General features: G+C 54.1%; 20 protein-coding genes. 6 read left to right on the forward strand and 14 right to left on the reverse strand.

Annotated features, from left to right (window positions below; translation table 11 throughout):
- Positions 1 to 68: 68 nt before the first annotated feature.
- The 9 genes from prfB to ffh form a co-directional block, all read right to left on the reverse strand.
- Positions 69 to 1,164 (reverse strand): peptide chain release factor 2 gene (prfB, locus tag REIFOR_RS10955; protein WP_100257600.1). Its coding sequence is split into 2 segments (ribosomal slippage): positions 69 to 1,091 and positions 1,093 to 1,164, totalling 1,095 coding nucleotides; the frame shifts between segments, so codons are not numbered across the junction.
- Between the two features lie 182 nt (positions 1,165 to 1,346).
- Positions 1,347 to 3,065 (reverse strand): single-stranded-DNA-specific exonuclease RecJ, encoded by a 1,719-nt coding sequence (recJ, locus tag REIFOR_RS10960; RefSeq protein ID WP_100257601.1) that lies wholly within the window; start codon positions 3,063 to 3,065, stop codon positions 1,347 to 1,349.
- Complete coding sequence (gene thrC / locus REIFOR_RS10965) at positions 3,058 to 4,455, reverse strand: threonine synthase (protein WP_100257602.1); 1,398 nt, start codon at positions 4,453 to 4,455, stop codon at positions 3,058 to 3,060. The genes recJ and thrC overlap by 8 nt, the downstream gene beginning before the upstream one ends.
- Positions 4,456 to 4,544: 89 nt before the next feature.
- The gene (locus REIFOR_RS10970; RefSeq protein WP_100257603.1) at positions 4,545 to 5,843 is read right to left on the reverse strand and encodes a homoserine dehydrogenase; all 1,299 of its coding nucleotides are present in this window, start codon (positions 5,841 to 5,843) and stop codon (positions 4,545 to 4,547) included.
- A gap of 304 nt (positions 5,844 to 6,147) precedes the next feature.
- On the reverse strand, positions 6,148 to 6,519 hold the full coding sequence (gene rplS, locus REIFOR_RS10975) for a 50S ribosomal protein L19 (protein WP_100257604.1): 372 nt from the start codon (positions 6,517 to 6,519) through the stop codon (positions 6,148 to 6,150).
- Between the two features lie 3 nt (positions 6,520 to 6,522).
- Positions 6,523 to 7,311, reverse strand: a complete 789-nt coding sequence (gene trmD / locus REIFOR_RS10980; RefSeq protein WP_100257605.1) for a tRNA (guanosine(37)-N1)-methyltransferase TrmD — start codon at positions 7,309 to 7,311, stop codon at positions 6,523 to 6,525.
- Positions 7,308 to 7,841, reverse strand: a complete 534-nt coding sequence (rimM, locus tag REIFOR_RS10985) for a ribosome maturation factor RimM (protein WP_100257606.1) — start codon at positions 7,839 to 7,841, stop codon at positions 7,308 to 7,310. The genes trmD and rimM overlap by 4 nt, the downstream gene beginning before the upstream one ends.
- Before the next feature lie 26 nt (positions 7,842 to 7,867).
- Complete coding sequence (rpsP, locus tag REIFOR_RS10990; RefSeq protein WP_100257607.1) at positions 7,868 to 8,119, reverse strand: 30S ribosomal protein S16; 252 nt, start codon at positions 8,117 to 8,119, stop codon at positions 7,868 to 7,870.
- Positions 8,120 to 8,388: 269 nt separating this feature from the next.
- Positions 8,389 to 9,804: a signal recognition particle protein gene (gene ffh, locus REIFOR_RS10995; protein ID WP_100257608.1), complete on the reverse strand. Its 1,416-nt coding sequence runs from the start codon at positions 9,802 to 9,804 to the stop codon at positions 8,389 to 8,391.
- Between the two features lie 143 nt (positions 9,805 to 9,947).
- On the opposite strand from ffh, the gene REIFOR_RS11000 reads away from it, so the two are divergent.
- The 6 genes from REIFOR_RS11000 (at position 9,948) to REIFOR_RS11025 (ending at position 16,733) form a co-directional block, all read left to right on the forward strand.
- The gene (locus REIFOR_RS11000; RefSeq protein WP_158524364.1) at positions 9,948 to 10,739 is read left to right on the forward strand and encodes a cytochrome C assembly family protein; all 792 of its coding nucleotides are present in this window, start codon (positions 9,948 to 9,950) and stop codon (positions 10,737 to 10,739) included.
- Between the two features lie 140 nt (positions 10,740 to 10,879).
- Positions 10,880 to 12,169, forward strand: coding sequence for an HlyC/CorC family transporter (locus REIFOR_RS11005; RefSeq protein WP_100257610.1), 1,290 nt, complete (start codon positions 10,880 to 10,882; stop codon positions 12,167 to 12,169).
- A 218-nt stretch (positions 12,170 to 12,387) separates the two neighbouring features.
- Positions 12,388 to 12,996, forward strand: a complete 609-nt coding sequence (locus REIFOR_RS11010; protein ID WP_100257611.1) for a Yip1 family protein — start codon at positions 12,388 to 12,390, stop codon at positions 12,994 to 12,996.
- A 108-nt stretch (positions 12,997 to 13,104) separates the two neighbouring features.
- Positions 13,105 to 13,815, forward strand: a complete 711-nt coding sequence (locus tag REIFOR_RS11015) for an RNA methyltransferase (RefSeq protein WP_100257612.1) — start codon at positions 13,105 to 13,107, stop codon at positions 13,813 to 13,815.
- Between the two features lie 321 nt (positions 13,816 to 14,136).
- Complete coding sequence (locus tag REIFOR_RS11020) at positions 14,137 to 15,585, forward strand: RimK family protein (RefSeq protein ID WP_100257613.1); 1,449 nt, start codon at positions 14,137 to 14,139, stop codon at positions 15,583 to 15,585.
- Between the two features lie 11 nt (positions 15,586 to 15,596).
- Positions 15,597 to 16,733, forward strand: a complete 1,137-nt coding sequence (locus tag REIFOR_RS11025) for a peptidase C39 family protein (protein WP_100257614.1) — start codon at positions 15,597 to 15,599, stop codon at positions 16,731 to 16,733.
- A 163-nt stretch (positions 16,734 to 16,896) separates the two neighbouring features.
- Here REIFOR_RS11025 and REIFOR_RS17035 read toward each other — a convergent pair whose 3' ends face one another.
- The 5 genes from REIFOR_RS17035 to cysM form a co-directional block, all read right to left on the reverse strand.
- Positions 16,897 to 17,346: an MbcA/ParS/Xre antitoxin family protein gene (locus REIFOR_RS17035; RefSeq protein WP_227003661.1), complete on the reverse strand. Its 450-nt coding sequence runs from the start codon at positions 17,344 to 17,346 to the stop codon at positions 16,897 to 16,899.
- A 174-nt stretch (positions 17,347 to 17,520) separates the two neighbouring features.
- Complete coding sequence (mazG, locus tag REIFOR_RS11035; protein WP_100257615.1) at positions 17,521 to 18,330, reverse strand: nucleoside triphosphate pyrophosphohydrolase; 810 nt, start codon at positions 18,328 to 18,330, stop codon at positions 17,521 to 17,523.
- A 14-nt stretch (positions 18,331 to 18,344) separates the two neighbouring features.
- Positions 18,345 to 20,588, reverse strand: a complete 2,244-nt coding sequence (gene relA / locus REIFOR_RS11040) for a GTP diphosphokinase (RefSeq protein WP_193437341.1) — start codon at positions 20,586 to 20,588, stop codon at positions 18,345 to 18,347.
- The gene (locus REIFOR_RS11045) at positions 20,582 to 21,847 is read right to left on the reverse strand and encodes a class I SAM-dependent RNA methyltransferase (protein ID WP_100257617.1); all 1,266 of its coding nucleotides are present in this window, start codon (positions 21,845 to 21,847) and stop codon (positions 20,582 to 20,584) included. Before REIFOR_RS11045 ends, relA begins: the two co-directional genes overlap by 7 nt.
- Positions 21,844 to 22,737 carry a cysteine synthase CysM gene (gene cysM / locus REIFOR_RS11050; RefSeq protein WP_100257618.1) on the reverse strand — a complete coding sequence of 298 codons (894 nt, stop codon included), beginning with the start codon at positions 22,735 to 22,737 and terminating at the stop codon, positions 21,844 to 21,846. Before cysM ends, REIFOR_RS11045 begins: the two co-directional genes overlap by 4 nt.
- Between the last annotated feature and the right edge of the window lie 120 nt (positions 22,738 to 22,857).

Raw genomic sequence — 22,857 nt, forward strand, 5'->3', positions numbered from 1 at the left:
TGTGCAAAATTTTAGCGGGCAGTTCACCATCGAGCGCAAGCATGACCGGTGGCCCATTGTAACGATACTTACAGACCCTGCTTCAGGGATGCGACAATAAAGGGGTCGAGATTGCCGTCCAATACACTTTGGGTATTGTGGCTTTCCACCCCGGTACGCAGATCCTTTATGCGAGAATCATCCAGGACATAGGAGCGGATCTGACTGCCCCAACCAATGTCCGACTTGCTGTCCTCAACCACGCGGGCCGCAGCCTGGCGCAGGTTCATTTCACGCTCATACATCTTAGCCTTGAGCTGTTTCATCGCCTGGTCTTTGTTCTTGTGCTGTGACCGATCATTCTGGCATTGGGTCACCAAACCGGTCGGTTCGTGGGTGATTCGCACCGCCGATTCGGTCCGGTTGACGTGCTGACCGCCGGCCCCTGAGGCGCGGTAGACATCGATGCGCAGATCGGAGGGATTGATATCGATCTCGATGTTGTCATCAATTTCCGCGGTCACAAAGACGGAGGAAAAGGAGGTATGACGCCGGTTACCCGAATCGAAGGGCGACTTGCGCACCAGGCGATGGACGCCGGTCTCGGTGCGCAACCAGCCGTAGGCGTATTCGCCGTCGAAACGGATAGTCGCCGACTTAATACCAGCCACGTCACCGGATGACGCTTCCATCAATTCGGTTTTAAAACCCTTTTCTTCACCCCAACGCAAATACATGCGCAACAGCATTTCAGCCCAATCTTGCGCCTCGGTTCCGCCGGAGCCGGCCTGTATATCCAGATAGGCGCTGTTGGGGTCCATCTCGCCGCTAAACATACGCCGAAACTCCAATTCCTCAAGCTCCGCTTGCATGCTGTTCAGTTCGGCCTGAACTTCATCAGCCGCCTGAACGTCATCCTCTTCCACCGCCATGTCGAGCAGGTCAACGGCATCGGCCAGACCGCCTTCAAGCAACAAGATGGTACTGACGATTTTGTCCAGCGTTGCGCGTTCCTGACCTAATGCCTGGGCTCGCGCGGGATCGTTCCAGACTGAGGCCTGGCCTAACTCGCGTTCGACTTCATCGAGCCGCTCTTTGCGTATATCGAAGTCAAAGATACCCCCTAAGCACAGAGGTGCGGGCGCTCAAGTCTTTGATCTGTTCTCGAATTGGATTAACTTCCACGTGGACTCCTACCTAGAAACTGTCAGCAAAAAATAAAAATGGCCTGCTATGGGGATCAGAGCAAATAATTTTTCAAAGGGGCGAAATTTTACCGGATAACGACCCGTTAAGGTAGCGATGAATCGGGCTATTGGGCGACTTTTACCGATTGCCTGGCCCTTACCCAGCAACACGCTGGGTCATTAGACAGGTTCCAGACGATTGAACATCAGTTGCAGGCTTTCTTCGCCGCGAAATCTATTACAGCTTAATTGATAGACCCCACGCACCTGGCTGCGCTGGGTCGGCCACTGGTCCAGATCAACATTAAAGGCGATCGCCTGAATCTGCTGTTGGCCGCACAGCAGGGTCATCTTGAGGTGTTTTTCGGCCAGTATCTTTTGCGCCACCAGGGTCCAGGTGCCGACAAAATAGGGTTCCGGGAAGGCCTGACCCCAGGGCCCCGCACTCTCTAACATCAACGCATTCTCTAGGGTCAGCCACTCAGCGGGCAAGCCACCATCGGTCCATAGGTGGGCGGTAAGGGCATCGGGCTCGGAGAAATGGGCAATGGCCAGATCGAACCAATGGCGCAAGGCGTCGAGGTTTTCGGCTTTTAGAGTTAGGCCCGCGGCCATCGCATGGCCGCCAAACTTCTCAAGCAGCTGGGGTTGTTGCTTGCTGATCCAATCGAGGCTGTCGCGTAAGTGCACGCCCACTACGGAGCGGGCCGAGCCCTTTAATAAGCCATTATCGCCCGGTGCTAAGGCGATGACCGGCCGATGGATGCGATCCTTTACCCGGGAGGCTAAGATGCCGATAACGCCCTCATGCCAATCATCGCCATAGATCACACAGCCGTGCTGGGTCGAGTCCAAGACCAGCCGGCCCATCTTGACCTCAACATCGTGCAACATGGACGCCTCAATCTGCCGGCGCTCCATATTTAAATCCTGTAGCTGTTGGGCCAGTGTTGTCGCCTCGAGCTCATTATCGGCCAAGAGCAGAGCCACCCCGATGGTCATATCGTCCAAACGACCGGCGGCGTTGAGGCGCGGCCCGACCACAAAACCAAAATCGGCCGCCCGAGCGGTCTGCCAACTGCGCCCGGCGACACTGAACAGCGCCTTGATACCGAGTCGGCATTGGCCCTTACGAATTCGCTGCAGACCTTGCTGGACCAGGCGTCGGTTATTGGCATCCAAGGGCACCACATCGGCGACGGTAGCCACGGCAACCAGATCGAGCCATTGCCCTAGGTTGGGAAGGTCCGCTACCTGCTCCGCGCGCAGTCGAGCGCGCAAAGCAATCAACAGATAATAGAACACGGTACAGCCACACGCCGCTTTACTGGCAAAGGCACAACCGGGCTGATTGGGATTAATGATCGCGTCGGCCTGAGGCAGACCCTCGGCAGGTAGGTGATGATCGGTGATCAGCACACGCACCCCGGCGGCCTTGGCCCGAGCCACGCCGTCAAAGCTGGCGATGCCATTGTCGACGGTAATAATCAGATCGGGCGCTTTGGTTAGCGCCAGGTCGACAATTTCCGGCGACAGGCCATAGCCGTACTCAAAGCGATTGGGCAAGAGGAAATCGACGCTCAGGCCCATCGAGCGCAAACCGAGCACAGCCAAGGCCGTGGCGGTGGCGCCATCGGTGTCGTAATCGCCGATAATCAGCACGCGTTGGTGCTCAGTGCGCGCGTTGATCAGCAGGTCAATAGCCTGGTCGATACCCTTGAGTGATTGCCATGGCAGCAAACCGGCCAAGGAGGTGTCCAGCTGGTCCGACGAACGGATGCCCCGCGCCGCATACAAACGGTGCAGCAGCGGGTTGGCATGCAAGGAGGTCAGGTCTGTGGGGACGGCGCGGGTTCGAATATCGAACCCGGCAATGGCGTTCGATACCGACTCAGGCATCGAACACGTTCTTCACCACGAAGGCCTGCACGGCCGCGAGACTGTTCGGCAACAGGCTACAACGCTCTTCGCGTTCAAGCAGGTCGGCCATATGGTGCGGCAGCGCCGGCGTGGCTAGGCCCGCCTTATTAATAGCCTCGCCAAACTTGACCGGGTGCGCGGTACCGAGCGTGACCATCGGTCGGTCGCTGTGTCGGCGACAGGCCCGAGCAGCGACGACGCCAATGGCGGTGTGGGGGTCGAGCAAATAGCCGGTTTCGGCAAAAACCGTGGCGATGGTCGCGCAGGTTTGCGGATCGTCGACGGCATGACTGTCGAATAGCTCACGCACCTTGGCCATCCGAGCGCTGTCGAGCTCGACCGGTTCGCTATTCATGCGGGTCATCAGATCGGCCAGCAACTGCCCATCGCGACCGTAGATGTCAAACAGCAGGCGTTCGAAGTTTGACGATACCACTATGTCCATAGAGGGCGTCAAGGTGTGCGCCAGTGCGTGCTTTTCATAACGATTTTGACTGATGGTGCGGTGCAAAATGTCGTTTTTATTGGTCGCGACGATCAATTGATCGATCGGCAACCCCATGTTCTTGGCCAAATAACCGGCAAAGATATCGCCAAAGTTACCAGTTGGCACGGAAAAGGACAGGCTACGATCGGGGCCGCCCAGGTTGAGCGATGCGTAAAAATAGTAGACCACCTGCGCCATGATGCGCGCCCAATTGATCGAGTTGACCGCGACCAGACGGCGTTCCCCGCGCAGGAAGCCCTGGTCGGCAAAACAGGCCTTAACCATATTCTGACAATCATCGAAATTGCCTTCGACGGCGATATTGTAGACATTATCACTCAGCACCGTGGTCATTTGTTTGCGCTGCACTTCGGACACCCTATTGTGCGGATGCATGATAAAGATATCGACGAATTCGGAGTGCTTACAACCTTCGATGGCGGCCGAGCCGGTATCACCGGAGGTGGCGCCAACTATCACGGCGCGCTCATTGCGCTTGGTCAAGACATGATCGAGCAAGCGACCGAGCAACTGCAATGCAAAATCCTTAAACGCTAGAGTCGGGCCTTGAAACAGCTCAAGCACGTATTCATTGTTATCCAGCTGCGTCAGGGGCGCGACCGCCTTGTGGCCGAAGTTGTCATAGGTGTCATCGAGCATCTGCTGCAAAGCCGCATCGTCGATGGCGCCGCCGACAAAGGGCTGAATGATTTTAAAAGCCAGCTTAGAATAGGATAGGCCGCGCCAACTGCGAATAGTGTCCAGACTGTAGTGCGGCAGATCCTTGGGCACATAGAGCCCGCCATCGGATGCCAGACCAGCCAACAGTACGTCTTCAAATTCCAGTTCGGGTGCGTTGCCGCGGGTGCTAATATATTTCACTGTCTCGTCTCTCTCAAAATAGGGCCGCACAACCAGTGCGCGGCATGGCCTGACCGATCAAGGCCAGGCAGCAATGCAGAGCTTGCTACTCAGCTATCCAAGCGCTCAACGCGAATGCGCACGACCTTTTCGGTCACCGCCGGTAAGGCCTCAATCGATAAGATCGCAGCGTTCATGGCCTTCTCCCTGACCGGCTGGGTCAACAGGATTAGGGGCACCAAGAGTTCACCTTCTGGCGCTTCCTTCTGGATGATAGCTTCCATATTGATGCCATGCATACTCAGTGTCTCGGCGATTTTGGCCATCTGACCGACCTCGTCTTTGACAGAAATTCGCAAATAGTAGGCTGTGACCATGGCTTCGGCCGGCAGCACCGGCAGATCGGTGGTCTCAACACTGAAACCCAAATGGGGTACCAGACCGGGACTGTCAATATCGCGCGCGATGTCGACTATATCGGCAATCACCGCCGAGGCGGTGGCCTCGGCACCGGCACCCTGTCCGTAGTACATGGTCGGTCCGACGGCATCGCCAAACACCAGAACGGCATTCATCACGCCATTGACATTGGCGATCAGTCGTTTGGCCGGAATCAAGGTCGGATGCACACGCAACTCAACCCCTTCTTCGGTTCGGCGGGCTAGGCCCAGATGCTTAATGCGATAGCCCAACTCTTCAGCGAACTGCACGTCTTCACTGGTTATTTCGGTAATACCCTCGGTATAGACCTTGCTGAACTGCAAGGGGATACCAAAGGCGTTTGAGGCCAGAATGGTCAACTTATGCGCTGCATCGATGCCTTCGACATCGAACGCCGGATCGGCTTCGGCATAGCCGAGCGCTTGGGCTTCGGCCAAGACATCGGCAAAGGCACGACCCTTCTCGCTCATCTCGGTCAGAATAAAGTTGCCGGTGCCGTTGATAATCCCGGCCAGGCTTTGAATATGGTTAGCCACCAGGCCTTCCCGGATCGCCTTGATGATCGGGATACCGCCTGCGACCGCCGCTTCATAAGCGACCACGACATTGTTGGCCTCGGCTGCGGCGAATATTTCATTACCGTGCACGGCAATCAATGCCTTATTGGCAGTGACTACGTCTTTACCGGCCGCGATTGCGGCCAGCACCAACTCTTTGGCGACCGTCATGCCACCGATCAACTCGACCACTATATGGACGTCGGGATCGCGAACGACAGCGAAGATATCACGCGATACCTTGACCCCGTCCAGTTGGCAGGCCGGATTGTCACGCCGGGCGCCGATATGAACGATGCGTACCGGTCGACCGGCACGGCGCGCTATATCGTGCAAATTTCGCTGGAGGACATTAAAGGTCCCGGCACCAACAGTGCCCAAGCCACAAATACCGACGTTTACTGGTTTCAAAACAGGCCTCGTTATTTCATTATTAGGTTAATTCAATGCTTCGAACATTACTTAAGCCGCTCCGATAGGTCAACGGACAAAAGCTCTTTTTATGCCTGGGCAGCGCCAAATGACCGTGCTCATTTCGCAACGAGTCGTTGCAGCCCAACTGAAAATGTTTTCAGCCTCTGCAGGGGTCTGATGTGGCGATACTAGGGGCGCTAACTGGCACTCGGTTAAATATTGTGATGCTGCATTAAAACATTCCGCTCGCTCAACAAAAAAGGCAACCCGTAGGTTGCCTTTTATTGGAAAAGCTAGGCTATTACTTAGCTTTTTTGGCTGGAATCTTCTCTTTAATTCGAGCAGACCGGCCAGAACGTTCACGCAGGTAGTACAGCTTAGCTTGACGAACGTCACCACGACGCTTGACAGTTATGCTATCAACCAGCATTGAATAGGTCTGGAAAGAACGCTCAACACCAACACCGTTAGAAATTTTTCGCACGGTGAAAGCAGAGTTCAAGCCACGGTTACGCTTACCGATTACAACGCCTTCATAGGCCTGTAAACGCTCACGTTCGCCTTCTTTTACTTTTACCTGGACAACCACGGTATCACCGGGGCCAAACGCAGGAATTACTTTGTTCATCTGTTCAGCTTCAATTTGCTGAATAATCAGATTCTTATTGCTCATGATTCAGCTCCTGATCGGTCGCGTGAGCTTTTGCTCACTTTTAAATTCATCTAAAAGAGTCAGTTGTTCTTTAGTCAACTGGCGACCCTCTATTAAGTCAGGTCGTCTTTCCCATGTCCGGCCTATCGCTTGCTTGGCACGCCATCGACGAATATTTTCGTGATGACCGCTTAACAGCACATCCGGTACACCCTTGTTATCGAGCACTTCAGGCCGAGTGTAGTGTGGACAATCTAACAAACCATCGAAAAAAGAATCCTCAACTGATGACATTGCGTGACCGAGTACACCCGGGACCAGTCGACTGACCGCGTCCATAAAGGACATTGCCGCCAACTCACCACCGCTGAGTACAAAATCCCCCAGCGACCACTGTTCATCAATATCGGCTTCCAGCAACCGTTCATCTATGCCTTCATAACGTCCGCAGACCAAAATCAAACGTTCATTATGAGCCAAATCTGTAACACCCTGTTGATCCAGTTTCCGCCCTTGCGGTGATAAATAAATCACCTTGGTCTGCACTGCGCTGGCCGCTTTCGCTGCCGTAATTGCATCCCGCAAGGGCTGTACTTTCATCAACATTCCGGGACCACCGCCAAAAGGTCGGTCGTCCACTGTTCGGTGACGGTCAGTGGTAAAGTCACGCGGGTTCCAGCATTGAACTGAAACAACCCCCTGCTTTACGGCCCGCCCCGTTACGCCGTAGTCGGTAAATGCATTAAACATCTCCGGGAACAGGGTAACGATGCCAAACTCAAGTGCTGGTTGTGAAGCACCTTCTTCGATCAAAACTCTGGATCCCAATCGACAATCACCTGACCTACACCGAGGTCAACTTCAATTACAAATTGGTCGATGTAGGGTACAAGTCGTTCGCGTCGATCAATACTCTTCGCGTCGCCTTTGATCACCAATACATCATTGCCAGAGCCTGCGCTCATTACATAATCTACTGTGCCGAGGATAACGTCGTGCGTTGTTATCACCGTTAAGCCTTCCAGTTCATACCAATAGCATTCACCTTCGGACAACTCGGGAAGACGGCTTCGAGGTACACAAATATCGGCACCCGAATATCTCTTCGCAATTTCGCGGTCATCGACCCCTTTAAAATGCGCGACCATCCCCTTGCCATGACTCCGTCCCATGTCCACTTCAATCGGAATCAGATCCTGACCCTGCTTCAGCGTCCAGTTACCATATTCCAGGATACGATCCATTGGTTCGGTAAACGAAAAGACTTTCACCCAACCCTTTACTCCGTAAACGGAGGAAACCTTTCCTAAAACGACATAATCTTCTGGTAGTAACGGTGTCATAACGAAACCCTCTGCCTCAGCATCACTCAGGCTTGGGCTTTCTTAAACTCTTTAAGCAAATGGGCGACACGATCAGAAGCCTGTGCACCCTTGCTTACCCAATAGTCAACACGATCTAGGCTAACGCGAATGCGCTCTTCTTGACCACGGGCTACTGGGTTAAAGAAACCAACACGCTCAATAAAACGTCCATCACGGGCGTTTCGGCTGTCGGCTACAGATAGATGATAAAACGGGCGTTTCTTAGACCCGCCACGTGAAAGTCGAATGACTACCATCGCGTTCTCCTAGTTGGGCAAGCTTTAAAATCACCTGCCATTTTGGAATGTTAAAGGGGTTACCTTTATTCAGTGTCCAAAGTTTAAATTACCCGAGCAAAACTCGGAAATTAGCGCCGGCGAAGTATACGGAATACCCCCAATATTACAAGGATAACAGTGGACTGGGGCAAATAAGGCTCAGACGTGGCGCCGTGGGGGCTGTTTTTTGGCTCCGGCGTCGGGCCATTAAAAAAGGCGCCCTAGGCGCCCTATTTGGATCTGCAGTCTTAGAACGGCGATTTGCCGCCGCCCAGTCCGGGTGGCAGACCACCACCGGGGGCCATGCCACCCTGCCCGCCCATCATACCGCCCATGCCGCGCATCATCTTTTGCATGCCGCCTTTTTGACCGACCTTCTTAAACATCTTGGCCATCTGCTTGTGCTGCTTCAGGAGCCGGTTAACATCCTGTATTTGGGTGCCCGAGCCCATCGCGATACGACGTTTACGCGAGCCGACTATCTTGTCGGGAAAATGGCGTTCCAACGGCGTCATCGAATCGATGATTACCCCCATCTGATGGAATTGCTTTTCGGCACCTTGGAGCTGATTGCCAGCCTTGGCCATCTGACCCATGCCCGGTAGCTTGTCCATCATGCCCGTCAAGCCGCCCATATTGCTCATCTGATCGAGCTGCTCGCGGAAATCTTGCAGGTCGAAGGCCTTACCCTTTTTAATCTTGCCAGCCAGTCGCTCGGCCTTAACCTTGTCGACCTTGCGCTCAACTTCTTCAATCAGTGACAACACGTCACCCATATCAAGGATACGAGAGGCGATCCGATCGGGATAGAAGGCTTCCAAGGCATCGGTTTTCTCGCCCATACCGATGAATTTAATCGGCTTGCCAGTGATATGACGCACCGACAGGGCGGCACCGCCGCGCGCATCGCCATCAGCCTTAGACAGAACCACACCGGTGATCGGGATGGCATCGTTGAAGGCTTTGGCGGTGTTGGCAGCATCCTGACCGGTCATCGCATCGACGACAAACAGGGTTTCGACCGGCTCAATCGCTTTATGCAAGGCCTTAATCTCGGCCATCATCTGCTCATCGATCGCCAAACGCCCGGCGGTGTCGACCAGTAACACATCAACGGCCTGCTTGCGGGCCGCATCGACCGCGTCCCGGACTATCCGCTCGGGCTGCTGACTGCTATCGCTGGGAAAGAACAGGGCCCCGACTTCTGCCGCCAGCGTCTCCAATTGTTGAATTGCCGCCGGACGATATATGTCGGCTGACACCACCATAACCTTCTTCTTTTCCCGCTCACTCAGGAATCGGGCCAACTTGGCAACGGTTGTGGTCTTACCGGCACCCTGCAGACCGGCCATCAGGATGATCGCGGGCGGCTGTGCTTTGAGGTTCAAGACCTCGTTTTGCTCGCCCATTACATGGACCAGCTCGCTCTGAACGATCTTTAAAAACTGTTGGCCGGGGTTGAGCGCTTCGGCCACTTCCTGGCCCACCGCTCGGTCTTTCACCCGATCAATAAAGGCCTTCACCACCGGCAAGGCGACATCGGCTTCTAACAAGGCCATGCGCACTTCCCGGAGGGAGGTCTTAATATTGTCTTCGGTCAGTTTAGACTGACCGGTAATTTGCTTTAGGGTTAGGCTTAACCGTTCTGATAAACTATTAAACATGCTGGTTTCACATCTGCAATCAATCGCAATAGTATAGCAGTGCGGCTATATTCATGGCTATGCTCCGCTATCAAGTGAAAAGCTGGGCGGTTAGTGGCACACTGGCTCAAATTTTTAATTTCTGGACCTTCACAGGCTTCGTTATGCTTTTATGGCTCGCAATCATCACCTACTTCATCAGCGGACTGGCGGCATTCAGCGCTTTAGTTAAACAGCGACCCATTGTCCCGTGGCTGCTTTATGGCCCAGCCCTTATTGGCTTAGCGGCGCACTCGGCGCAATTAATTTCCGAGGTTATGGTCGCCGGGATGCTGCAAATGAGCCTGCTGAACACCATTTCCATCTGTGTTTGGATGACCATTGCGGTGATTTTGATCTCATCTTTATCCAAACCATTGCACAACCTCTTTGTTTTCTTAATGCCGGTCGGCGCGGCCTTTTTGGTTTTAGCCCTGTTTGCACCCCATCTGGCCAGCCCCAAGACCTACACCACGGGCATGTTGGTGCATATATTTATCTCACTCTTGGCTTACAGCGTAATGATTATTGCCACGCTGCAGGCTATTCTGGTCAACATCCAAAGTAACGATCTGCAGCAGCATCGCTTAAACAATCGCATATCGCGCATCTTACCGCCGTTGCAATCTATGGAACGCTTGATGTTTGAGTGGCTAATGATCGGCTTTGTGCTTTTGACGGCCTCGATTATCACTGGCGGCATCTATGTCGACGATATGTTGGCTCAGCATCTGATTCATAAAACGGTCTTAACCCTCATCGCTTGGGGCTTCTTTGCTATCCTTATCTTTGGTCATTTTTATCTGGGTTGGCGCGGTCGACGCGCCAGCAAGCTAATTTATGTCGGTTTCGGCTTTTTGTTGGTTGCCTTCATCGGATCCAAATTCGTCTTGGAATATCTGCTGCACACTTTTTAAGCGACCCTGTTCGTTCGGTCATGCTTGCACCCTTAATTGGGTGAATCTCGACCATTTCCAGCCTATTTGTAGTGCAACGCTTGACAGTGACTCGACATACCGCTAAAAAACCTTAACTTAGTTAATGAGGCTTCTCGCTTTTGAACGATTTACCCTTGGGCTTGCTTTTTGGCGCACTCGCCCTGCTGTTATTGGCTTCCGCATTCTTTTCCAGTTCCGAAACCAGCATGCTGTCGCTCAACCGTTATCGCTTAAAGCATTTAGCTAATGAAGGAAATCGCTCGGCAAAACTCGCCCAGCGGCTCCTGGAAACACCGGAGCAGCTGATCAGTGTGATTCTGATCGGCAACAACTTGGTGAATATAGCGGCCGCCACCCTGGCCACGCTGATCGCCCAGCAGTTGCTCCCGGACAATGAAAAGCTCGGCATCACCATCTCGACCATCGCGCTCACCCTCGCGGTGCTAATCTTTTCCGAGGTCACCCCTAAAACCATAGCCCAACGCCATCCAGAGCGAATCGCCTTCCCAGCGTCTTACGTTTTGCGCATGCTGTCCTGGTTACTCGCCCCGGCGGTCTGGTTTATAAATGGCATTGTGCGCATACTGTTCTGGATGTTGCGTATCGGCAAGGGTAATGAAAATGTTGAGGCCCTGTCCTCGGCAGAACTGAAGACCCTGGTCAACGAATCCGGCAGCACCTTGCCAGTACAGCGCCAGTCGATGTTGTTAGGCATATTGGAGCTGGAGAATGTTACCGTTGACGACATTATGGTGCCGCGCAACGAGGTCAATGGTATCGATATAGAGGGTAGTATTGAGCAGATCGCCGACAGCATTCGCCAGAATGGCTATACCCGCTTTCCGCTGTTCAAAGGCGATATCGACAAGGTTATCGGCATCCTACATATCCGCGATGCCGCGGAGTTCCTGTATGCCGATGCACCGACCAAGGTGATGCTCACCAAGGCCGCTAAAGATCCGTACTTTGTCCCCGAAGGCACGCCACTGCACACTCAACTGCTGAACTTCCAGAGCTTGCAGTTGCGTATGGCACTGGTAGTTGATGAATACGGCGATATTCAGGGGCTGGTCACGTTGGAAGATCTGCTGGAAGAGATAGTCGGCGAATTTACTACCGACCTAACCAACAACAGCAAGGAAATACATCCTCAGCGCGACGGCAGCTTCGTTATCGATGGCACCGCGTCAATACGGGATATCAATAAGGTTCTGCAATGGGATCTCCCGACCGATGGACCGAAAACCTTAAACGGCCTCATCCTCGAGTATATTGAGGAAATCCCCGATGCCAACCTAAGCATCAAGATAGATCGTTTTCTGATTGAAATCCTGCAAATAAAGGACAACGCGGTGACCGCCGCCCGTATTCGTTATTTAGGCAAGTTGCCGACCGAATCGGACCGATAACGGTCCAGTCAGCACCGCGCGTTGGGCAAGCGCGGCAAGCCTTATAGGACTACCATTTGTTGCGCAGATGGTTGCTATTATTCGGCCCGCCTGATTATACTCAAAGCTGTTGTATCAATAAGCAATGGGCCCTGTGCATAAGATTGCTTGAGGCCATGTCGACCTCGGCGGCACATGCCCGACAAACCCAATAAAAATAGAGAAGGAGTAGGTACTGCATGATACTAAACCATATCTGGGGCATATTTGCTCATCCCGATGAAGAGTGGGAAAGCATCCGTGCCGAACCCAATACCCTCAGCCGTCACTACTTCACCCACGCTTTGCTGCTCGCCGCCATTCCGGCCGTGTGCGGCTATATAGGGATCACCCAGGTCGGCTGGACGGTCGGTGCCAGCGATACGGTGTACCGCCTGACCACCGAAAGCGCGCTGTTTCTGTGCATCCTTTTTTACGGTGCGATGATTGTTGGCGTAATCGTCTTGGGCAAATTTATCGACTTCCTAGCGGAGACTTTTCGCGGCGATGACCACACACCCAGGGGTATTGCCTTGGCCACCTATACTACGGCACCGCTCTTTCTCAGCGGGCTGGTAGCTCTTTACCCGGTGTTATGGCTCGATCTCATCGTCGGCTTGGTGGCCTTGGCCTATTCGGTCTACCTCTTGTACGAAGGCATTCCGATATTAATGAATATCCCCAAAGAACGAGGTTTTATCTTTGCCAGCGCCATCGTGACCATTGGCATGGTGATGTTTGTCGCCCTGTTGGCGATAACCGTGATCATTTGGGGCATCGGCCTCGGACCCATCTATATTACCGGTTAACAGCTCAGCTATCAGGGTGTTCCGAGCCTGAACGGACGCCCTTTTTTACCCATCCTGAGACACACAGTGATAGACTCACCGGGTTTTTACTACACCGGTCCCAATCTTATGTCGCTTAATATCCGCATTGTCCTGATAAAAACCTGGCACCCCGGCAACATCGGCGCTGTGGCTCGCGCCATGAAGAATATGGGCCTTGCGCAATTGGTGCTGGTCGACCCGGTCGACTTTCCCAGCGCGGAAGCCACCAGCCGTGCCGGCCAGGCAACCGATGTCCTGGCCAATGCTCGGGTCGTGGCCACCCTGGCGGAAGCGATCGCCGATTGCGCGCTGGTAATAGGTACCAGTGCCCGCGACCGCTCGATCCCCCTACCTGCACTCAGCGCCGAGCTGAGTGCCCAGAAGGCTGTAGCCGAACAGAGCGAGTCGCCTGTTGCTATTGTCTTTGGCCGCGAACGCATGGGGCTGCATAACGATGAAATTCAACAGTGTCATTTCCAACTCAATATTGACGCCAGTCCCGATTATCCGGTCTTGAATCTCAGCCAGGCCGTTCAGCTCGTCTGCTATGAGATTCATAAGGCCAGCCTGATCGCTCCTACAGCGGTACCGGAGGCCTATCCCTTGCACCAAGAGCTGACGCTCTTCCAAGAACACCTGGCCGGTACAGCCCACGCCATCGGCTTTATCAATGATCGCCATCCGGGCCAGGTTTTGGAACATTTGCAGTCGCTGTTCCGGCGCGCGCGCTTAACCCGCAAAGAGCTCAGCCTACTGCGTGGCTTCTTGACCGCCGTAGACAAAACGCACAGCAAGTAGCCCCCTGCCAGCGCGCCAAATCAATAGTCACCCGACAGATCCAGGGCTATTTTATAGCGTTTGCTGGGGGTCGCTGGGCCTTCTTGAGACCAGCCAGCTGCACGCTCGACTGGGGCTGGTTAGACTTTTCAATGTGGACTCAAAAGATCGCTTGCCCAGATGCCGAAAAGAGCCTATATAGCATTCCAGCATTGTGTTTTTAGTCGTCAACCCGTTCGGGTGCTGACTACTGCGGAGCCCTTGTTGCTTGATCGCGCGCCGCTGCGCGATCAAACCAGCCCTATACTGGCGGCAGACCCCATTCATTGAAAAGGCCCTCAAGTGGACAAAACGCTCATCGTCGTTGATCAAGATCTGAATTTAGGTGACAACCATCCCAATGTGATTGATTTTGATACCTATCTCAAAGAGTATCCAAAAATTAATGAACCCAATACCCGAATTATTAACCTCTGTGATACCCAAACCTATCTGAGTAAGGGCTATTACTGTTCCTTGTTGGCTGAAGCCCGCAATCACAAGGTGTTGCCAAGCGTTAAGACCATCAACGCCTTGCGCAATGACGCGCTCAATAATGAGATGATGATCACCTCCAAGAATGATCTCGGCGAGCTGGCCGATACGGAACTGAACCGAGCCCACTGGGTGTTTTTTGGCAAGATTGACCAGCCGGCACTGCAAAAAATTGCCACCAAGGTGTTCAACCAATATCAGGCGCCGATCCTCAAGATACAACTGAGCGCCGAGACGGCCAGTTTGTCGGTGCACACCGAACGCGTGGCCTATGCCGCACTGGATGAGCATGCCAGAGCGCGCTTGCTCGTGCGCCTCGATGAATTTACCAATAAGGTCTGGCGTGATGCGCGCAAGAAGCAACATCGCTGGGAAATGGCCATCCTGGTAAACCCGAATGAGAGCACGCCACCGAGTGATAAGGAGGCCATCAGTCGGTTTATTAAGGCCGCTGCCAAACAGGGTATTCACGCCCAAGCGCTGACCATCGATCAGCTGCAAAACATCAACTTCTATGATGCGCTCTTTATTCGTGAAGCCACGGCGATTGACCATTACACTTACCGCTTGGCGATCCAAGCGGAAAACAACGGTCTGGTGGTCATGGATGATGCCCAATCCATTCTGCGCTGTTGCAATAAGGTCTATTTGCACGACGCCTTCAGTTATCAAAAGGTCCCTAGCCTTATTACCGAAGTGGTCAATGAGTACAGTGCCGCCACCATGGATTTCTTGGAACAGAAGTTTGGTTACCCGCTGGTACTGAAGATGCCAGAAGGTTCTTTTTCCCGTGGAGTGTTCAAGGTCGCTAATCGCACCGAATTGAGCGCTCGGCTCCAGGAGCTCTTTGTCGACAGCGCATTAGTTTTGGCGCAGGAATATCTCTATACCGAATACGACTGGCGTATCGGCGTCCTCAACGGTCGCGCCATTTACGCCTGCCGCTATCTGATGGCCCGCAACCATTGGCAAATCTATAATCATGTGGGTACAAAAAGCATTTCCGGTGGCTTTGATACGCTACCGACCTTCGAGGTACCCAAATCGGTGCTCGACGCCGCCCTTAAAGCCACCCAGGTGGTCGGGAAGGGCCTGTATGGCGTGGACATCAAGGAAGTGAATCACAAGGCCTATGTGCTTGAAGTGAACGACAACCCAAGTATCGATCATAAGGTGGAAGACGCCTATCTGGGCGATGAGCTCTATATGCAAATCATGGCTGAATTCCAACGCCGCCTCGAAGCTCGCGGCCGCTAGGCTGCAGATCGATGACGCCTCTTGATGATTTCAGTTATCGGACGGCCACACGGGGCGATCTAGAGTCCCTTATGGCCATCGAACAGGCTTGCTTTAGCGCGGACCGTATTAGTTTGCGCAGCTTCCGCCGTTGGCTTGCGTCCAGCGGCAACATACTGCTGGTGGCGGAACGAGATGGATTGGTACTCGGTTATGGACTGGTAGTGTGCAATAAGGGCACTCGCCTGGCGCGCCTGTATTCCCTGGCAGTCCTGCCGGCCATGCGCGGCTCTGGTTTGGCGCGCCAATTATTGACTGCATTGGAGGCCAACGCGGCACGGGCCAATCGACTGTTTATGCGTTTAGAGGTGGCCAAACCCAATAGCGCCGCCATTCGACTCTATGAACACTGTGGCTATCGAGTTTTCGGTGAATATTCCGACTACTACGACGATCACAGCGATGCCCTGCGGATGCAGAAGACTATCCGCCTGATCCAGAGTGAGCAGATCCATCGTCCCACGCCCTGGTACCAACAAACCACCGAGTTCACCTGTGGGCCGGCCGCGTTGATGATGGCTATGGCCAGCCTTGACTCCCACTTTGCGTTAGAGCAGACGGTTGAACTCGATCTCTGGCGCGAAGCGACAACCATCTTTATGACCTCGGGTCACGGCGGTTGCCACCCAGTAGGTTTGGCCTTGGCGGCGCACCGACGAGGCTTTGAAGCCGCCGTCTATATCAATACCGACCAGCCCCTGTTTGTCGACGGAGTCCGCTCCGCCAAGAAAAAGGCCATTATGGCCACGGTCCACGATCAGTTTGTTTATCAGGCCCAACGGCAGAGCGTTGCGCTCCATTACCAGGACATCAGTCAGCATCAAGTAGAGCAATGGTTACAAGAAGGCCTAGGGGTTGTGATATTGATCAGCACCTATAGGCTCGATGGTAAAAAGAGTCCGCATTGGGTCACGGTGACCACGATCGATGAGTTCTGCTTTTATGTGCACGATCCCGATCTCGATGACAAGCAACATCAACGACCCATCGACTGCCAATATCTGCCGCTGGCGCGCGATGACTTTGAGAAAATGTCGTCCTTTGGCTCCGGGCGATTACGCACGGCGGTAACCCTTAGACGCCGCGACGCGAGCGCAGTGCCGGGTTAGTCAGCGCCATCCGGCCCGATGTCATGGCGCAAACCGAGGTTGGTGGCTAGGCGACACGGGCGTCTCCAAGGGACGCTGCAAACGAAGTTGCCGCTCGTGTCGAACAGGTCCGGTTGGGGTGGCAACTTGCTAGGGCTTCATCTGGGCTGGCGTAACGAACCGATCAATCCTTAGCTTCCATCGCCGTGAGCATGCGAGAGACCAAGGTTCGCCCCTGAGCGTCGACCATCAACACCTTGGGGACTTGGCCGTTGAGACGGGACTGGGGCTTATTTAACCAAGCATGAGCCAACTCCGGCTCACCCAGCACCTGACAGGCACGGATGACCAGCTTGGTAATATCATCGACCGCTCCCGTCATGGGAGGCTCTTCCGACATATCCACCGACACCAACTCGGCACCCGGCATCGCATTCAAGACCTGCTCCCGGGCATAGTTCAAGAGATCCGCGGCATGGTCGCCTTCCCGGGCAAAATGGACACTGAACTCGGTGCCGGCCAAATCTGCAGTTTCAACATGGAAGTCACTGCCGGCAATACGTTGCGCAACTTTTTTAACGTCGACAGCCTGGCGCTCTGTGACTTTAAAAGTCAGCGAAAAATGATGCTTCATAATAGGTTACGTCATAATAAATATAGGCTTAAGCATAACGAATCGATATAGATTAAGCCAGTTCCGGAGCCAATCTGGGCCAGTTGCCGGCCAATTATATTGGCCCAACTGCGGAGTACCCCAGCGAGAAATCAAGCTGCTGCTTAAGTCGAGGGTGCAATTCAGCTAGTGGGTCTATTTGCGCTCCAAATCCTTCGCTTCACGCCAAAACGCATCCAGACTGTCCAGCTCAAAATCAGGCCAAGATTGGCCGCTGCCACGGACCCGATCCTCAACATGACCGAAACGTCGGCTAAACTTCTGATTGGTTCGGCGCACCGCCTGCTCTGGATCCAATCCAGTATGGCGGGCGACATTGGCCAGAACGAAGAGCAGATCACCGAGTTCGTCCTCGATGGCATCGGCATCTCCGGAGGCGATCGCTTCTTTGAGCTCTGCCAACTCTTCATCGGCCTTGCTCATTACATCGGCAATCAGCGGCCAATCGAAACCGACCCGCGCCGCCTTCGCCTGCAATTTTTTAGCCCGCAACAGACCGGGCAAGGCCAAGGGCACATCATCGAGCACGCGAGCATTAGCCGGCTTCTTCAGACCCTTCAAGCGCTCCCACTGATCGTTCACGGCACCGTCGGTTATAGCTGAGGCGCCGGCTCGACTGGCCAGAGAGCCATCGGGAAAGACGTGCGGATGACGATAAACCAGCTTGGTCACCAGCCCATGGACCACATCATCGAGCGAGAAATGGCCCTCTTCGGCGGCAATTTGGGCATAAAAAACCACCTGAAACAACAGATCACCCAACTCTTCGGCCAGATGAGGCAAATCATTGCGTTCGATGGTGTCGATCACCTCATAGACCTCTTCGAGCGTGTGGGGGACAATCGATGCATAGGTCTGTTTGATATCCCACGGACAGCCATCCACCGGGTCGCGTAACCGCGCCATCAGGGTCTGTAAATCCGCATAGTCGAAGCGTGCCGTCATCTGCCTAACTCCAATCAATGAATTTTTGGGTACACGCGCCGAACATCGGCGACATTGGCAACCTTTGACAACAGTGCCATAACCCGGCCCAAACCGTGCAAGTCTTCGACCTCCACGGTGAGTCTCATTTCCACTGTGTTGTCAGCCTTATTCGACAAGCTGTTCATGGAGATAATATTAACCCCTATATTGGCCAGCACCGTCATCATATCCTTGAGCAGACCGGTTCGATCATAGGCGACCACCAACAACTCGACCGGATAGGTGGTGCGTACCTCGCCACCCCAGGACACGTCCAGAATCCGTTCCGGTTCAATGGCTTTCAACTGCAGCAGGTTCGAGCAATCATCGCGATGTATCGATACCCCGCGGCCCACGGTAATAAAGCCTTCAACCGCATCGCCCGGTACCGGTTTGCAACAATTGGCGATGGTCGTTAAGAGATTTCCGACGCCATGAATCACTAAATCGCTTGAATGGTTCTGCTTTTTCGGCACCGCTAAATTAATGGCTTTAACCTTGGGCGGATTGACCATGTCTTCGGCGTGATGCACGACATGCATCAGGCGCACATCGCCAGCACCCAAGGCCGCAAAGAGATCGTCGTCGCTGTGGAAATTGACCAGCTGGGCCAGCTGTTTCATATCGATCTTATCGATATTGAAGCGGCGCAGTTCGCGCACCAACATGTCTTTGCCGTCGCGGATATTGATGTCCCGGTCCTGCGATTTAAACCAATGCTTTATTTTCGCGCGCGTCCGGGATGAGCGCACAAAACCCAGATCGGCGTTCAACCAATCGCGGCTCGGTGTAGCCTCATTGCCGGTCAAGATTTCTATCTGGTCGCCAATGCTCAGCGGGGTATTCAGCGGGACAATGCGGCCATTAACCTTGGCACCTCGGCATCGGTGACCAATATCGGTATGGACCTTATAGGCAAAATCAATTGGCGTAGCACTAGCTGATAGGTCGACAACATGGCCCTCTGGCGTTAACACATAGATACGATCGACGGTGACTTCGGCGCCCAGTTCCTCGACCATCTCGTCGATACCACCAAGTTCATCATGCCACTCCAACACTTGACGTAACCAGGCGACCTTCTCTTCGTAGCCGCGTGATTGAGAACGCTTAGCATCGGTGCCCTTGTAGAGCCAATGGGCACAGACGCCCAGTTCAGCGTCCTCATGCATATCGGCGGTCCGAATCTGTATTTCGACGACCTTACCTTCCGGGCCAATTACCGCGGTGTGCAATGAGCGATAGCCGTTTTGCTTAGGCGAAGCGATGTAGTCATCAAACTCACGCGGGATATGACGCCAGAGTGAGTGCACGATACCGAGCACCGAATAACAGTCGCGCACGGCGGGGACGAGAATGCGAAAGGCACGAATATCATAGACCTGGCTGAAGCTAATATTCTTGCGCTTCATTTTTCGCCAGATCGAATAGATGTGTTTGGCGCGGCCTTGAATCTGCGCCTTGTGAATATCGGCCGCTTCGATTTGCTCGGTAATCAAACTCTGAACTTTCTCGATATAGTCCTGCCGGTCGAGCCGTTTTTCATCGAGCAACTGGGCGATTTTCTTATAGTCTTGCGGCTCCAGATAACGGAAGGCCAGATCCTCAAGCTCCCACTTCAGGTGGCCAACGCCGAGCCGATGAGCCAGGGGGGCATATATATCAAAAACCTCGCGGGCGACCTTGTAACGGCGCGCCACCGGGGCGTTTTTGACGGCCCGAATGGCACAGGTGCGCTCGGCCAATTTAATCAGCGCCACGCGCACATCATCAATCATCGCAACCAGCATCTTGCGAACCGCCTCGCCCTGGGTTTCGGTTTGCCCGAGCACACTCGATTTGGTCGACTTTTGTTGCCGATGGATCGCAGCCATGCGCGCCACGCCATTAATCAGGGTGGCAACCTTAGGGCCGAACTGATCCTTAACGGTGTCCAACTCCAATTCTTCTTCACGTACCGTACGATATAAGATTCCGGCCACTATGGCGTCCTGGTCGAGGCTCAGGTCCGCCAGAATCTCAGCCATTTCCAGACCGGTTTTAAAGGCCGAGGCGTCTGTGCCCCAATCATTGGCGCGATGGTCGGCCTCTTGTTCGGCGGTGCGAGCAATACGGCAGGCGCGCAGCAGTTGCTCTTCGTCTACGATCGTGGCTTTGCTTTTTACTCGTTCCAGCCAGGCATTTAGGTCGACGGTTCCGTCGCTGAACACTGGCTGATCTTCACGTACTTTCAAGATTTGGCTCGCTTTTCTAAGTAGACCATCGTCTCAATATGACGAGTTTGGGGAAACATATCGATTAGGCCGATTTTCCGAACCCGCCACTTCGCGTCGACCAAGAGCGTTAGGTCACGCGCCAAGGTCGCCGGATCACAGGACACATAAAGGATCTTTTTCACCGAGGGTATCTTCTTCAACACCGCACAAAGAGCTTCAGCGCCCGCTCGGGGTGGATCGAGTAGCATTACCGTTGGCTCAAAGCTGCGGACCGCGGCCAGCTTGGAGAGATCTACCGTAAAGAGATCGGCCTGTTCAAACAGAACCTGCGGACGACCTTGCGCGGCACTAGTCGCCTGCGTAATGGCCGAATGGCTGGCTTCCAAACCCAAGCAAGCTGCAACCTCATCGGCTAACGCCAGACTGAGATTGCCATTGCCACAGAACAGGTCGAGCAGGCGATCGGTAGCGGTCAATTGCAGCCATTGACGCGCCTGTGCAATCATCTGCTGATTTACCGAGCGATTCACCTGGGTGAATTCACCGGGTAAAGCGGTCACGGTTGCCGCGCCGGCCTGATAACTGAGCGCTTGAGTGGACCACCAGCCCTGGCTATTCGACCAGAGGTAAAAGTCCGCACTGGCGATCGGCTTGCCGTCCAAAACCACAACCCCGATCTGGCCTTGATCGTCCACCACCAGTTCAAATTGCACGATGCCGACCATCGGGGCTGACGCCACTAAGGTCTGATAGGCCTGCTCCAGCGCCGGCGTTAACACCGGGCACTGAGCGACTGGAACCAGCCGATTACCCTTCTCGGCGTGAAAGCCAACCTGGCCCTTCTTGTCGACATGGAATCGGGCTCGATGGCGATAGCCATAGGGCTCCGACAGCAATGGCTCAGACCAGGCCTGCTCCTTAAATCCATTTCGACGTAAATGATCACTTACGGTCTGCTGCTTAACCGGCAATTGATTGGCGTGCTGCAGATGTTGCAGCTGGCAGCCGCCGCACACGCCATAGAGTTTGCAAGGTGCCGCCAAACGCACTGGGCTGGCAGTGATAATACTGGTACTGCGGCCTTGCCATAGCTTGCTGCCCGCCTGATCGATCGTCGCGACGACCTGCTCACCGGGCAAGGCATTGGCGACCATTACCACGCGCCCTTCGTGACTGGCAATGCCGCGCCCATCGTGGCTATAGCGCAGAATATCCAGGGTTAACGGCGCTGGTAACGGTTTTGAACTGGCTTTGGAAAATTGATTCGGTTTGCGCTTCAACTGTTGTATACCCCGGTTGATAAATAGCGGTCGCCACGATCGCACACTATGGCAACAATTACGGCATTATTTACCCGTTCTGACAAGAGCAAGGCACCGGCGATCGACCCCCCGGAACTGACCCCGGCGAAGATGCCTTCCTCGGCGGCTAGGCGTTTCATGGCGTGCTCAGCGCTTGACTGGTCCATATCGATAATACTATCGACGCGCTGGGCGTCAAAGATGGACGGCAGGTAGGCCTCCGGCCAACGTCGAATGCCCGGGATTTGGGCGCCATCGGTCGGTTGCAAGCCAATAATTTGCACCGCTGGATTCTGTTCTTTCAGGTAGCGTGAGCAACCCATAATGGTACCGGTGGTACCCATGGAGGCAATAAAATGCGTCACCTGCCCTTGGCTGTCCTGCCAAATTTCCGGCCCGGTGCTGAGGTAATGTGCCTGTGGATTGTCCGGATTACTGAACTGATCTAGCACGATCCCCAAGCCTTGGGCCTGCATGCGTTGGGCCAAGTCGCGGGCATGTTCCATGCCCTCTTGCGCACTCACCGAGATGATCGAGGCGCCGTAGGCACGCATGCTCGCGCGCCGCTCTTCGGACTGATTGGCCGGCATGATCAGCGTCATTTTATACCCCATGATGGCCGCAGCCATGGCCAAGGCAATACCGGTATTGCCACTGGTCGCTTCGATCAGCGTATCGCCCGGACTGATCTGGCCACGCAATTGGGCCTGACGAATCATATTCATGGCCGGCCGATCCTTAACCGACCCGGCTGGGTTGTTGCCTTCTAGCTTGGCGAGAATGGTATTGCTCGGATTGGGGTTCATTCTTTGCAACCGCACCAACGGGGTGTGCCCGATAAAGTCTTCAATGGTGGGAAATGGGCTCATCTGACTTCCAAATTCAGTAATCTCCACCCTATTGTAGCTTGTTATAACTCAAAGAAATAATAACCAAAGGGCACAACTTATCGAATTTGGGTTATTAGCCGCCCCAGCCGAAGCGCAAAG

The sequence above is a fragment of the Reinekea forsetii genome (assembly GCF_002795845.1).
Taxonomy (GTDB): Bacteria; Pseudomonadota; Gammaproteobacteria; order Pseudomonadales; family Natronospirillaceae; genus Reinekea; species Reinekea forsetii.